Raw genomic sequence first — 13,317 nt, forward strand, 5'->3', positions numbered from 1 at the left:
TGAGAATCTCTGACCAGTCCATGAATAAAAACCTGATAAAAAGGTACCTTTTTCATGTTGTATATACCCATGGTAATCATGCGGGAAACCCAGAAAGTAATAATGTCATAGCCCGTAACCAGTATGCTGGTGGGATAAAACTGCTCCAGGTCTGTAGTCATATCCGGCCAGCCAAAGACAGAAAAAGGCCAGAGGGCCGAGGAAAACCAGGTATCCAGAACATCCTCATCTTGCCATACTTTCTTGCTTTTGCAACCCGGGCATTCTTTAACCTCTGTTATTGAAACAATTTCTTTTTGACAGTCCTCGCAATACCATACGGGTATACGGTGCCCCCACCATATCTGACGGGATATGCACCATGGTCTGATATTTTTCATCCAGTCAAAGTATAATTTTTCCCAACGCTGCGGAATTAGTTGAATTTCCTTTTTTTCTACAACTTCAATTGGCTTTGGGACTAGCCTTTCCATATTTACAAACCATTGTCTGGAAACTATAGGCTCAATTACTGTCTGGCATCTGTAGCACTCACCAACCGCGTTGTCATGTTCTTCTATTTTTTCCAGCATTCCCTTAGCCCGCAAATCTTTTATTACCTGTTCGCGGCACTCATATCTATCCAGTCCCAGATATTTTTCAGGAACGTTTTCATTCATTCTCGCGCTGTTATCCATAATAATGATTTGTTCCAGTTTATGAGTTTTACCCATAAAAAAATCATTGGGGTCATGAGCGGGCGTAACCTTAACCGCTCCGGTCCCAAAACCCGGATCTACATGATCATCTGCGATAACCCGTATTTTTCTATCGGTAAGAGGCAGTAAAAGAGTTTTACCGATCCATTTTTTATATCTTTTATCATCAGGATTCACTGCGACAGCCGTATCACCGAACATTGTTTCGGGCCGGGTTGTGGCCACTACAATTTTGTCGTTTTTGCCACCATCTGATACAGGGTATGCTATATACCATAAGCTTCCTGTGCGGTTCTGATGGTTAACCTCTATATCTGACAAAGCGGTGTGGCATCTTGGACACCAGTTAATTATATATATGTCCCGATAAATAAGACCTTCTTTATACAAACGAACAAAATTTTCTTTTACAGCCCTGCTGCAGCCTTCGTCCATGGTGAAACGTTCGTGAGCCCAGTCAACAGATGCACCCAGTTTACGAAGCTGGCCCGTTATTGTACTACCATACTGTTCCTTCCATTTCCAGACTCTTTTCACAAACTCCTCTCTGCCCAGATCCTGCCTGGAAAGTCCCTCTTTCAGCAATTGTTTTTCCACCACGTTTTGAGTAGCTATTCCTGCATGATCTGTCCCGGGAACCCATAATACTTTCCTGCCTTTAAACCTGTAGAATCTGGCCAGAATATCCTGCAGTGTATTGTTTAAGGCATGTCCCATATGTAATGCTCCGGTTACATTGGGCGGAGGAATGACCATAGATAATGGTCTTCCTGTTCCTGCTGGAGCAAAATATCCTTTTTGCTCCCATTCCTTATACCATTTGTCTTCTATATTCTCGTGATTATATGATTTTTCCATTATTTAATCCTTTACATAAAAACTTTTCATTATTTTTTTTATCGTATTTTTATACTTTAACCACTCGGATTCATAGGCATAAGCAGTTACTATATACACCCTGTTCAAGTCTTTGATATAAATATCTTCTGCGGCATATATGTTCGGTATTTCATTGTTATCATCCATTTCCGCCTTCAAATAGATAGCGCTGAGAGTTTCATCAACACCGGCTAAAAAGTTCTGCTTTTCATCACCGTATTTTACTCCCAGTAAATGCCACATATCCCACTTTGTTCCTGCGCGATATAAATAAATCTCATTAGCTGTGACAAACCCGGCGGTCTCATAGGCTGTAAAGCCGACATAGACATCATAATTCTCACTGACCGGGTAAAACATCACTCTGTAGTCCTGGGTTGCTTTCTCCATATTCCAGGTAACAGGAGCTTCAATAACCCCATTGTATTTATTATCCGTATATACGGTTATGTCTAGCGAGACAGACCTGTTTTTATTCAACCCTGAATAGGGATTACTTTGAGCGAAAGTGATGATGAGCAGGTTGATGATTATGACAATAATAATTCTCATGATTTGATGTATTCTACCTTATTCAAAATATAAACGTAAAGAATCAGCCAAGCTTATCAGTTGTTTTTTTTCATGGGCCGCGGAAACAGAGATCCTTAAAAGCGCATCTTTTTTCGGCACTGTGGGGTACCGTATGGCCGGCACATAGAAACCCCTGTCTTCCAAAAACTTGCCTAGAGCAAGGACTTTTTCGTTATCCCCTATTTTTACAGGTATTATCGGAGAATACTCCGGTCTTTTTAGCCAGGCCAGATTTTCTGCCAAACAACAAATATTTTGCCACAATTTTTGCTGAATATTTTTTTTATTTAAAACGTCCAGCACATGTGTGGCACCAAGAACATGAATTAACGGCAAGGCAGTATTATATATATAGGGTCTGCACTTGTTTACCAGATAGTCTGTTATCTCTTTTTGTCCGACTATATACCCCCCGTAAGATTGCAAAGCCTTGGAAAGTGAACCGGTAACAATTAATTTCGGATATTTGTTAATTTTACTTCGGACAGTTAATCCTGCACCACAAACTCCATAAACACCCGTAGCATGCGCATCATCACATATGAGATAAGCATCATATTCACCGGCGATCTGCAGCATTAGTTCGAGATTTGCTTTATCACCTTCCATGGAAAAAAGAGTGTCTGTTGCCAGATAAATATTGCGGTATTTATTTTTACTTTTGCTTAAAATATCCCTTAAGTAATCATAGTTTCTATGTGGAAAAACCCGAAAAGAAATTGATTTATATTTTGTACATTCCATTATGGAGGCGTGACATAACTTATCTATTACCAGCAAATCCTGTTCTTCAACCAATGCAGTAATAAGGCCGAGATTGGCCATGAATCCGCTGGAAAATAGCAGTGCCGACGGCAGCTGCTTAAGCTCTGCCAGCTTGTTTTCCAGTTGTTCATGATACATAGTATAGCCGGTTATTAAGGGAGAAGCCTGCTGGACCATTCCTGTTTTCTCTATTTGTTCGAGGATGAACTCTGTTACTTCCCTGCCCAGTCCCAGATAATTATTGCTGCCGAAGTTTAAAAGCTTCCTGTTGTTTATCCCTATGTAAGGGAAATCAGCAATATCTGAAATTACTTTTCTGCGGCGATATAAATATGATTCTTTTAATACAGAGAGCTCCTCTCTGAATCGGTTGCCGGTCATGGTTGCTTCTTTTCCTCCATGCTTTGTATTATACTATATCTCATGAGATTCTTACTGTTTCTGATTTTCCTGAGTGTTTTCAGTTTTACCCAGGTACAATCCAACATCTTTTACCCTGTTTATTCCTCCATATTCAGCCTTAATCCCAATCGCTGGGAATTTGTAATGGATAAACGCAGTTACGGTGTGGAAATAGCCGGATATCTGAAAGGTTATAACTGGAAAACCTCTCCTATAATAATCTACGCGGAGGCTATTAACACCAATTATTACTTTGACCTTTTTACCAAACTTACCAAGATAAAACGGCAGTCAAAATTCAATCACATCCAGCTTGTCAGCAGGACCCTGCCGTTTCCTACAACCGTGTCCTATGATATGACTCTGTATGAGCTGCCCAATGTCGTTTATGAATATGTAACTTATTTTGATATCAATAAACATTTGATTTTATCTTTTGTAATGAGTAGTAAGGATAAAAAACTGCTGGGCCAGTACTTCAACGATTACAAAATTATTCTGCAGAATTTCAACAAAGTTTCACGCTCTTTTAAAAACCGTTGAAAGTTACTAAGTTTCAGAAAAAGCTGTTTTTCTGAAACTTAAGGCTGATCGAATAAGCCGGATTCTGTATTAGCAGTCATTTATCTGGGATAAACATTGCTGTTTACCTCTAGCGCTCTACCCGCCGTTCCAAACGGAGCGGACCGCTCCTCACAGCCTATTTGAGTTTGCACCGCATAGAGTTTGGCCGTTTCAACCGGACTTAACCGGCTCGTCTCTGTTCCACTAGTCCTTACCCTTCGACAAGCTCAAGCAAGCCTGAACCAATCGAAAAATAGGCGGGCGTTACCCGCTATGCTGTCCTTTGGTGTCCGGACTTTCCTCTGAACACAGATAAAATCAGTGTTCAGCGACTACTTGATCAGCCAGCGTGTAGATTACCAAATATGAATAGCTTTGTCAAAACAATGAACGTTTAAAAGCAGAAATGCTGTCTCCGCCGAACTTTTCCAACAGCGCGCTGGCAAGCTCTAAGGCTACCACGTTTTCGCAAACAACAGCTGCTGCGGGTACAGCACAGACATCGGCACGTTCAAAAAAAGAGGGTAATGTTTTTTTGGTTTTCAGGTCTACTGAGGATAATGGAGTTTTCATTGTAGGAATTGGCTTCATTACGGCCTTTATTATAATAGGCTGGCCATTGCTCATTCCGCCTTCTATGCCTCCGGCGTTATTTGTTTTTCTTGAAACATTTCCTTTTACTATACAGAACTCATCATGTACAGAATTTCCGGTTAATTCTGCTGATTCGAAGCCCAGGCCGAACTCCACACCTTTAATTGCCTGTACAGACATAATCGCTTTGGCGAGACATGCATCAAGCTTGCGATCCCACTGCACATAACTTCCCAGGCCCACCGGTACATTTTCAGCTACGACCATTATCTTACCGCCAACCGAAACACCTTTGCGCTGGGCTTCGTCGATTCTTTTTTTCATCTTTTCTTCTATTTTTCCATCTACTGTCAGACACTCACTTTTAGCGGATAATTTTCGAATTGTTTTTATGTCTGTAACCAACCTGGATATTTCAACGCCTCCTATATTATATACATAGGCTGTCAGCTGTATTTTGGCAACTTCCAATATTTTTTTGCTAATAGCACCTGCAACAACACGCATAGCTGTTTCGCGGGCGCTGGAGCGCTCAAGCACGTCACGGATATCCCCCAGGTTATATTTAATGAAACCTGCATAATCGGCGTGTCCTGGTCTGGGTATGGTAATCGCTTTATAGCCTTTGGGTTTTTTATCTTTTACAGCCATAAGTTCTGACCAGTTTTCAAAATCCTTATTGAATAAAATTATGGAAATCGGACTTCCAGTACTCTTGCCAAAACGTACGCCGGAGAGAATTTCGATCTCGTCGGTTTCAATTTTCTGCCTGCCGCCTCGGCCGTACCCGGTTTTCCTTCTTTTCAATTCAGCCTGAAGATCGTTAATGGAAATTTCCAGACCTGCCGGAACACCTTCGATAATAACCGTAAGCGCTTTGCCATGAGATTCGCCTGCTGTAAGGTATCTGATCATATGATTATTATAGCTTATTTCAATGTTGTTGCAAGAGCGGCCCTGATGGGATTATTAGCGTTCATTAACCGGATATATACAAATTTAAGAAATTACCTTAAATTTTACCCGATATATAATTAAATGTTTTCAAAAAAAATCGTATCAATTCAAGAATATACCTTGCTACACTGGAACATCTGGTATAAACAGCCTATTAAACCGGTCGTCGATATTATAAAGAGCTTGAACCCTGATTTTCTATTGTTGCAGGAACTGACCTGGAATTGTTCTTACAACAAAGGACTGGCAACGGGTGAGTATATAGCTGAGAATTTGGGCTATTATCAACACATAGGAAAAGCACATGTCTGGCAACCGCAGGATGGGCGCAACAGGGAGGCGCTTGGCAATGGAATACTTAGCAGATATCCAATCGAAAACACTTTCTCGGCATTTGTTCACGATCCGATAAATAATGGCAGATATTCTCATGATGAAGGAAGAATATACCTGGAAGCACTGGTGAATATTAACGGTCAAAAATTTCGGATTGGCACTACACACTTGTCGTACTATCATAAATTTATTCAAACACCGGGAAGATTAAAAGAGGATAAAAAGTTAATAAATTTATTAAAGAGAAATAATCATCATAAAGCTTACCCTTTAATATTTTCTGGTGATTTAAATACCGCCCCAAGTTCATTTATAATTAGACAATTATCAAAGATATTACAGCACCTTGGACCTGATTATTGCCACAATACCTGGACTACAAAACCATTCTTGTATAACAACTTTGAGGTTAATAATCTTGAATGGCGGCTAGATTACGTTTTCGGTACCGATCAAATTCAGTTGGTTAAGGCTGAGATTATTAATACTGAGGTTTCTGATCACTTACCAATTATGATAAAATTCAAGATAACCTGATCCTACTATAATTCCAAAATTTTTAGAAAACGATCTATTGCTTTACCATATTTTTTTATTATTTTTCCTGCGGTTTCCGAGCCATAATCAGCCAGCTTAACCTGCCCGTCCGAATCAACGACCCAGTTTTCGTCCAGTCCCAATGCGTGCATATCCCCGAATAAATCAGGGGGGTCTTGAGTGGCTATCCTTAATAATCTGAATATCAGATCGTTCTGTGGTGTTCTTACCACAATACCGCGTTTCTGAATGTTCACAAGGCCGAATAGTGATATATATGTAGGCATTAACCTTGGATTAGGAGAATTGAACCACGTAGTATACTCCTTGAGGTTAGCCCTAATGCCTTTCATCAATATACCGGTAAAACAACCTCGTAAAGTATCTTCATACAGATCATCGGAATATCTTCCTCTTGTCGTTAGTTTGTTTAGAAACATCTCTTTTAGGATAAGATAACGAAGTATCAATGATTGAAAGGCCAATTTAAAATTCATAACCGGGAACTTGACCACAATTTTCTCAAAACAAAAAACATAGCGCGTCTGGCCTTGGTTCTTTTCTATTCTTTGATAAAAATTTTGATCCAGAGAAATGATTTTTTTCATAATAAAATATCCTCTCAATCTATCGTTAATATATAAAATTAATTTCATCCCTATAAAAACTAAGCTTTAACTGCCTTGAATTCGATATATTCCTATGAACAGAAAAATTATCAGCGATTCAGATAAACATTTTATCGCGCAGTTGTGGCAAGCATTAACAGTATCCAATTGGGGCGCTGCTACTACCAACCTTAAACAAATCAAGGCAATGGGCTATACGGCAACATCAATATCTAAACAGTATATTCCTGACAATCTTAGAGAATTAATTAATAACCCTGGAAATGTTTGTTTTCTGGAAGACCTTAAAAGCTGTGTTTCCTTAAAAAGGAGTGACTTGATTTATAACAAATACCTGATATTAAGCCTTTTATATTCTTTTTTCCCTTTAAATAAAAACAGCTCAGCATTAAGACTATTATTAACAAAGCGAATTGAAAATTGTGAAAACCCATATATAGACATAATTTTACTGAGCCAAGACAGACCTGATTTTTTGCAAACACAATTAGCTCTGAATAACTATTGCTTCGGCATGTCTTTGGGCAGTTTCCAGGGTACAACCGCGTTCAGTGTAAGAGTAAGGGCAGATTTAAACAGGTTGTTGACCGCTGATGTATATAATAGTCCCATTACTGCTGAAAACTACGTAGGCCCTCTCGCCGGAGGCTCCTATGCGACCACTGCCATAATGGATAAAAATGATTAATATCTTGTGCATAAAGAAGCCCGACTGAAAGGATTTCCCAAACTGCGCGATGAAATTTTGTGGCTGGTAAATCTGCCGGTTGAAACTAAAAAACTCTTCCCCGAAATTGTTGATCATTACATAAATGAAGCTGAACAATATGCTTGGATGCGGCAAAAGTATTATCCCTGGCCATCGATCACAAAATACTATTTTACCGGTGGTTTTGAGTTTACAGAGGACTACCGAAAAAATGCCTCAGAACAATTTCAATTCCTAAATTTAATCCTTAATAAATTAACCGATATGCTGTATAAGGTAAAAGTTGAAGATACTCCTAATGATTTTTTTGAAAGGTTCCATAGTTCAAAAATCAGGAACAGATTGCAGGAAGCCATAGATTCCGCGCCAACTTTAAAAAAGCTGATATTTAGCCCATATGTCTTTATTAATGGGGAAAAAATGATCGGGGCGCTTAAATTAATTAATAAATTTGAAACTATAAATAGATATACAGGCATTTTAAATCCGCCCTACCTATCCCTGACGCATGGCGATTTGAATATAGGCAATATTTTGATTAATCCCTTATCTTTTTATCGCGAATATTCAGACTTGGAAATTAAGCTGGTTGACCCCAGAGGTTGGATAAATATTGAAACAAAAGAATTCATGGGGCAGGATTATATTTATGATGTGTGCAAGCTGGCTTATCATTATATGGGCGATTATGACCTGATCCGTTCCGGTATGGTTTATGCCGAGAAAGAAAACAACCTTTACGGTTTAGCATACAAAATATTAAATCCTTTTGATATTAATGATGAATTTAATACAAAAGCTGTTTTTATGTATAACTGTTTAAAAGAAGAAATGTTAAATTTTATTTTTAAAAAGCAGAATTTGCTTGGGATGGAAACTGGAATAAACTGGAAAATACGGCTTCTTTTTACTCTCGGTTCCATGATGATTTCCGATATTCCGTTCAGACTTCAAGACAATGACGGAGAATTAAAAGCAGCTACAATATTTCTAAAAGGAACTTCATTCTTAAATCTGGCTTGGCGTATGCTTGTGAAAGAAATGGAGCAGGTAAAAACCACGATACTGCCTTTATATCGGTCCATCCAGTTATTGTTGTCTAAATAATATAAATTTGATTAATGTGCTTCTGTTTATTGTATAATGTATGCATGAAAAGTCTAATCATTGTTCTTACCAGCCTGAACATTTTGTTCCTTTTTATGCATGAGTTTGAAGCTTTTTATAAGGGCGAATGGCGAATGTTCAAATTTTTACAGAAGTTTGATGATAAAACTCAGTTTCTGATTTTTTTATACGCTCACCTGCCTATTACCCTTTTTGCTTTTTATTATCTGTGGACTGTTTATAATTTTAATAATTATTTACTCTGGATAATAGTTAATATTTTGACGATTTTTCATTTGGTTATTCATCTAATAGCCCTGAAATGGCATTCCAATGTATTTAAATGCTCTCATTCTTTTATATTCATCGCCTGCACGGCAATTTGCGGGATAATAAATTTATGCTTTATGGGCTATTATTAAGAAATGAAGAAATGTCTTCCTAATCCTCTGATGGAAATACCCGGTGTCGGCAAAAGTATTGCCGCTGACCTTAATGAACTGGACATAAAAAAAGTAAGTGATCTGCGGGGGCGGAACCCTGAAGAACTTTACAAACGTCTATGCATAATTCATGGGCAGCATCTGGACAGGTGCCTGTTGTATGTTTTCAGGAATGCGGTATACTATGCCTCTACCCCAAATCCTGATCAGGATAAACTTAAATGGTGGAACTGGAAAGATTCTTAGACAGGAGACAAAATAATACAACCATGACAAAAGATTTGCATAAAGTTGCCTTATCCATTATTGAAAAAAGCGGTAAGGCGTTTATCGGTTCTGTAGACAGTGATGGTTACCCGAACATCAAAGCCATGCTCAAACCCAGAGAACAGAACGGTATAAAGGATTTTTATTTTACAACCAATACTTCTTCCATGCGTGTTACGCAGTTTCGTGCAAACCCAAAAGCTTCTTTATATTTTTATGATGGACGGTTTTTTAGAGGTGTAATGCTCATCGGTACTATGAATGTGCTGACTGATCAAGCTACCAAAGACCATATCTGGCGGGATGGCGACACCATGTATTACCAGCTGGGTGTTTCTGATCCTGATTATTGTGTCCTGAAGTTTACTGCAATAAAAGGTCGGATATATCAGAATTTTCATTCTGATGATTTCACGGTGTAATCATGCTGCAAGACTTTCCTGAATTCATGAAAAATCCGGCGAATGCCATAGACCCTGGTTCACAAAGCGCTGGCGTTACAGGGTTTGTATATGATGGAGCAGATGATAGTCAGATGGCTTTCTGGACCTGTAAGAAAGATGGTGTATCCAAAGAACATGTCCATGACTTTGATGAATATTTTGTAGTATTGGAAGGAAAATATACGCTGATAATTAATGACAAAAAAATACCTATGCTTAAAGGCGATGAATATTTTATCCCAAAAGATCTGCCACATTCAGGAGAGTTTGTTGCCGGGACCAGGACCATCCATTGTTTCGGGGGCATTAGGGCAAAAAGAAAAGCTAAATCTTCTGAGAACAACGATAAACAATTCACTGCACTGTGTGGTTTATATTGTAAGGACTGCATACCTTCAAATGAAAAGTTATTTAATACCTTGAAAGAGTTAAAATCTTTACTGGCTGATACGAAATTTGAGAATTACGTCCAGCTGAAAGTAAAAAGAGAAAAAACATTCAAAAAATACTCTGATTTTCTGCAAGTCCTCGAAGTTATGGGTAAACTCGAATGCAAAAACGGTTGCTATCATGGGCCTGTTTCTGAGCTTGGCTGCAAGTCTGATTGTCAAATTCGAATTTGTGTTCTTAAGAAAAAATATAACGGTTGTTGGGATTGTGAAGAACATGTTGAATGTGAACTTCTAAAACCGCAGAAAAAAATCCATCCGTCGTTAGATCAGAATCTGGCTAAAATTAAAAAATATGGCGTCAATAACTGGGCTTATCTCCGTGGCCCTCATTATTGCTGGTAAAGTTTCAGATGTTTTCGCTTCTCAATTGGTTACTTTATTTGCAGCAGACCTTTTATTAACATCTCTTTTTGTGACTTAGGCAACTTTTTTATTTTATATTCAAGCTTTAGTGCTTTGCTTTTTACACCTATTTTTTTTTGAAACTCTAATTGTAGCGGACCTTTGCCTTTAAGATACTTTGATGTCCTGGAAGTATTTCCATTATGTTCGGAAATTCTTCGCTGAACATCTAGTGTTATTCCTGTATATAGACTATTGTCTCTGCATCTGACCACATATAAATACCATATTCTTTTATTTTTGTTTGTTATCTTTTTCATTTAGGTATTTATATAGTGTGGTCTTCCCTATGTTAAACATTTTAAGCATATCTGCGATGGCTATATTTCTGTTCTGGTATAATTCTTTTAAGGCCTCCTTGTTGGCTGCATCTATCTTCGGAGGTCGTCCTCCGACTCTTCCTCTGGCCCGGCCGGACCTTTCGCCATAACGTTCTGTATCATAGGTTTTTCCAAGTTGTGTCAGGATTTCTGCCATTTTGTAGAGAGACTTGCCCTTTGGTTTTCTTGTATCCACATGTTCCTTTAAGGAAATTAAAACTATCTTCTTTTTTTTTAAAGTAACCAGTGTATTAACAAGATCCAGTTGAGACCGGCCCAGTCTGGATAAATCGGTTACGACAAGCTGATCTTCACTATTAAGCATTGACAACATGCTGTCGAATTGCGGTCTTCCGCTTTTTGCCCCTTTCACTATGTCCTTATAAATGTTTCCACATCCTGATCTCTGTAGTTTTTGAAGTTGATCTTCTACGGTTTTATTTTGTAAACCAATCCTGGCATAGCCAACGATCATAAGTTCGGAAACCTTTCATATGTATTATTTCGATACTTTGAATTGTGAACAAATTTATGAACACTTTAATAATACAATAGAAAACACTAAGACTCAAGCGTTTTTATTAATTAGTTAATCAGGCGACCTGTACATTAAAAAATTTCTTCACTCTGGCTTTGAGCTGTGGCAAAGTCATTTTATCTACTGTTTCTACAAATAAAACTCTGTCTCTCTTTTCAGTTTTCTTTATTTCTTTCTCCAGTTCTACCTTGGCTTCTCCGGGACCCATAATTAAAATGTGGTCAGCATCTTTTACAGCCCCTATAACTTCCTGATAGTATTGATGAAGGACACCATGTTGCTTGTGACCATATTTGCTTTCGGACGCAGAATATGATGGGCCATACCCTGCAGGCTTACGATTTCCTCCGGTGAAACCGGGATGTTTTTCAACTTTCGATCCGATAGTAAATATTTCTTCCGAATCATCTACTATAGAAACTATAATAGCCTGACTATGATCAATCCAGATACCTGTATTTTTTTTCATTTTCCTCACTCCCTCCCATATTTATTGCTCTATGGTAATTGCAGTCACCGGACATTCATCAGCAGCTTGCTGACACAAATCTTCCAATCCCTCGGGAACAGGCGTAGCATGGACAATGGCCTTCTCACCGTTCATCTCAAAAACTTCCGGACATGTCTGGGTGCATAAAACACATCCTATACACAATTCATTATCTATAACAGCTTTCATTTTTTACCTCCTAGTAACCATAAGTTTCCATTTTTTGTGCCGGCGATACCGTATTATCTGTAGGAGAAGGCTTAATTTCCTTAATGTCCTTAATGGTTATGACCCTTGTACCACCCTTAAAATTAACCTCTCCTGTAACGTCCACAATTTTCGTAATATATGGAATTAGTTGTAAGCCGGGATTTCCCTTCTTTTTATCATCGTCAACAACAACGAAGATGTTGCCTGTAAACAATTCCAATATTCCTGTCGGTTCCCCACTGGCTATACATTGCTTGTGCTCTTCACCCAATAAACCGGATTTTATGTAACAAGACAAATCAATTACTTCTCCCCTGATAGTCCTTATTTCTCCGGCAAATGTATTCATACCGAAAGTGATTATTACTAAAACAATAACTACGACAAATAACCTGATTGTTTTCATTTTTCTCCTCCTCTATCTGCCTGATAATTGCAATTTACAATATAAACATAAGAGATAGAAGCGGTCATCTCCACTTTTATCTGTCTTTTTGCCAACAGACTAATATGGAACTAACTGTTAACAATATTCTGCGGGGTTCCGGCATAAAAGGACTTGATGTTCTCCGCTGTGATATCTAAAATTCTCATAATAGCTTCCTTTGAATCAAAAGCCATGTGGGGAGTAAAAATCACATTATCCCGTTTAAACAAATTGGTCATTTTTAATCGCTCAAAAGATGAGGAGCAATCGCATTGGTCAGCCATCCTGCATTCTTCCGGGTTTGTCAAAATCTTTTCACACTCTATTACATCTATTCCGGCTCCGCTGATAATACCCTCATCCAGAGCTTTAATCATCATTTCGGTATCCACCAATCCTCCACGAGCAGTATTTATCAGTAAAGGTTTGCGCTTTATCATCTTCATGTTGTCTACATTTAATAAATGATGGGTCTGAGGTAAATAAGGAATATGCAGAGAAATAATATCGGAATTTTCCAAAATTTCACCAAGACTCACATATTTAAAATTTAAAACATCCGCCAGAAGATAATC

The 13,317-nt window shown here is 38.3% G+C and carries 19 protein-coding genes, 1 other RNA gene and 1 pseudogene; 9 read left to right on the forward strand and 12 right to left on the reverse strand.

The annotated features are described in order from the left end of the window. The 3 genes from PHV30_09980 to PHV30_09990 form a co-directional block, all read right to left on the reverse strand. The coding region (locus PHV30_09980; protein MDD5457345.1) for a valine--tRNA ligase at positions 1-1,556 on the reverse strand (1,556 nt) is incomplete at its 3' end. A 3-nt stretch (positions 1,557-1,559) separates the two neighbouring features. Then, a complete protein-coding gene (locus tag PHV30_09985) occupies positions 1,560-2,129 on the reverse strand; it encodes a hypothetical protein (GenBank protein MDD5457346.1) in 570 nt (189 codons plus the stop codon). Between the two features lie 18 nt (positions 2,130-2,147). Further along, positions 2,148-3,296, reverse strand: a complete 1,149-nt coding sequence (locus PHV30_09990; protein ID MDD5457347.1) for an 8-amino-7-oxononanoate synthase — start codon at positions 3,294-3,296, stop codon at positions 2,148-2,150. A 42-nt stretch (positions 3,297-3,338) separates the two neighbouring features. Here PHV30_09990 and PHV30_09995 point away from each other — a divergent pair, with 42 nt between their 5' ends. After that, positions 3,339-3,860 carry a hypothetical protein gene (locus tag PHV30_09995; GenBank protein ID MDD5457348.1) on the forward strand — a complete coding sequence of 174 codons (522 nt, stop codon included), beginning with the start codon at positions 3,339-3,341 and terminating at the stop codon, positions 3,858-3,860. 36 nt (positions 3,861-3,896) lie between these two features. On the opposite strand, the gene rnpB is transcribed toward PHV30_09995, so the two are convergent. Together rnpB and aroC are read right to left on the reverse strand one after the other, a co-directional pair. Next, positions 3,897-4,229: RNase P RNA component class A (gene rnpB, locus PHV30_10000), an RNA gene on the reverse strand. Positions 4,230-4,259: 30 nt separating this feature from the next. Next, positions 4,260-5,390, reverse strand: a complete 1,131-nt coding sequence (gene aroC, locus PHV30_10005; protein ID MDD5457349.1) for a chorismate synthase — start codon at positions 5,388-5,390, stop codon at positions 4,260-4,262. A 123-nt stretch (positions 5,391-5,513) separates the two neighbouring features. Here aroC and PHV30_10010 point away from each other — a divergent pair, with 123 nt between their 5' ends. Beyond that, a complete protein-coding gene (locus PHV30_10010) occupies positions 5,514-6,305 on the forward strand; it encodes an endonuclease/exonuclease/phosphatase family protein (GenBank protein ID MDD5457350.1) in 792 nt (263 codons plus the stop codon). Between the two features lie 5 nt (positions 6,306-6,310). On the opposite strand, the gene PHV30_10015 is transcribed toward PHV30_10010, so the two are convergent. Beyond that, complete coding sequence (locus PHV30_10015; GenBank protein ID MDD5457351.1) at positions 6,311-6,913, reverse strand: hypothetical protein; 603 nt, start codon at positions 6,911-6,913, stop codon at positions 6,311-6,313. 94 nt (positions 6,914-7,007) lie between these two features. Between PHV30_10015 and PHV30_10020 the strand changes: the two genes are divergently transcribed. The 7 genes and pseudogenes from PHV30_10020 (at position 7,008) to PHV30_10050 (ending at position 10,697) form a co-directional block, all read left to right on the forward strand. Then, on the forward strand, positions 7,008-7,622 hold the full coding sequence (locus PHV30_10020; protein ID MDD5457352.1) for a hypothetical protein: 615 nt from the start codon (positions 7,008-7,010) through the stop codon (positions 7,620-7,622). Positions 7,623-7,628: 6 nt separating this feature from the next. Beyond that, a complete protein-coding gene (locus PHV30_10025; GenBank protein MDD5457353.1) occupies positions 7,629-8,750 on the forward strand; it encodes a hypothetical protein in 1,122 nt (373 codons plus the stop codon). A 44-nt stretch (positions 8,751-8,794) separates the two neighbouring features. Further along, entirely contained in the window at positions 8,795-9,172 is a 378-nt protein-coding gene (locus tag PHV30_10030; protein ID MDD5457354.1) for a hypothetical protein, read from the forward strand. A 3-nt stretch (positions 9,173-9,175) separates the two neighbouring features. Next, on the forward strand, positions 9,176-9,439 hold the full coding sequence (locus PHV30_10035; GenBank protein MDD5457355.1) for a helix-hairpin-helix domain-containing protein: 264 nt from the start codon (positions 9,176-9,178) through the stop codon (positions 9,437-9,439). Between the two features lie 23 nt (positions 9,440-9,462). Continuing rightward, a complete protein-coding gene (locus PHV30_10040) occupies positions 9,463-9,882 on the forward strand; it encodes a pyridoxamine 5'-phosphate oxidase family protein (protein MDD5457356.1) in 420 nt (139 codons plus the stop codon). A 5-nt stretch (positions 9,883-9,887) separates the two neighbouring features. Continuing rightward, positions 9,888-10,232 (forward strand): annotated as a pseudogene (locus PHV30_10045) (cupin domain-containing protein). Positions 10,233-10,265: 33 nt separating this feature from the next. Beyond that, entirely contained in the window at positions 10,266-10,697 is a 432-nt protein-coding gene (locus tag PHV30_10050; GenBank protein ID MDD5457357.1) for a DUF3795 domain-containing protein, read from the forward strand. A 29-nt stretch (positions 10,698-10,726) separates the two neighbouring features. On the opposite strand, the gene PHV30_10055 is transcribed toward PHV30_10050, so the two are convergent. From PHV30_10055 to PHV30_10080, 6 genes are all read right to left on the reverse strand, one after another. Next, entirely contained in the window at positions 10,727-11,017 is a 291-nt protein-coding gene (locus PHV30_10055; protein ID MDD5457358.1) for a GIY-YIG nuclease family protein, read from the reverse strand. After that, on the reverse strand, positions 10,992-11,552 hold the full coding sequence (locus PHV30_10060) for a recombinase family protein (protein ID MDD5457359.1): 561 nt from the start codon (positions 11,550-11,552) through the stop codon (positions 10,992-10,994). Before PHV30_10060 ends, PHV30_10055 begins: the two co-directional genes overlap by 26 nt. Before the next feature lie 118 nt (positions 11,553-11,670). Further along, positions 11,671-12,084: a hypothetical protein gene (locus tag PHV30_10065; protein ID MDD5457360.1), complete on the reverse strand. Its 414-nt coding sequence runs from the start codon at positions 12,082-12,084 to the stop codon at positions 11,671-11,673. 21 nt (positions 12,085-12,105) lie between these two features. Next, positions 12,106-12,294, reverse strand: coding sequence for a ferredoxin (locus PHV30_10070; protein ID MDD5457361.1), 189 nt, complete (start codon positions 12,292-12,294; stop codon positions 12,106-12,108). Between the two features lie 10 nt (positions 12,295-12,304). Next, entirely contained in the window at positions 12,305-12,721 is a 417-nt protein-coding gene (locus PHV30_10075) for a hypothetical protein (GenBank protein ID MDD5457362.1), read from the reverse strand. Positions 12,722-12,831: 110 nt separating this feature from the next. Next, the coding region (locus PHV30_10080) for an NAD(P)-dependent oxidoreductase (protein ID MDD5457363.1) at positions 12,832-13,317 on the reverse strand (486 nt) is incomplete at its 5' end.

Source organism: Candidatus Margulisiibacteriota bacterium (genome assembly GCA_028715625.1).
Taxonomy (GTDB): Bacteria; Margulisbacteria; Riflemargulisbacteria; order GWF2-35-9; family GWF2-35-9; genus JAQURL01.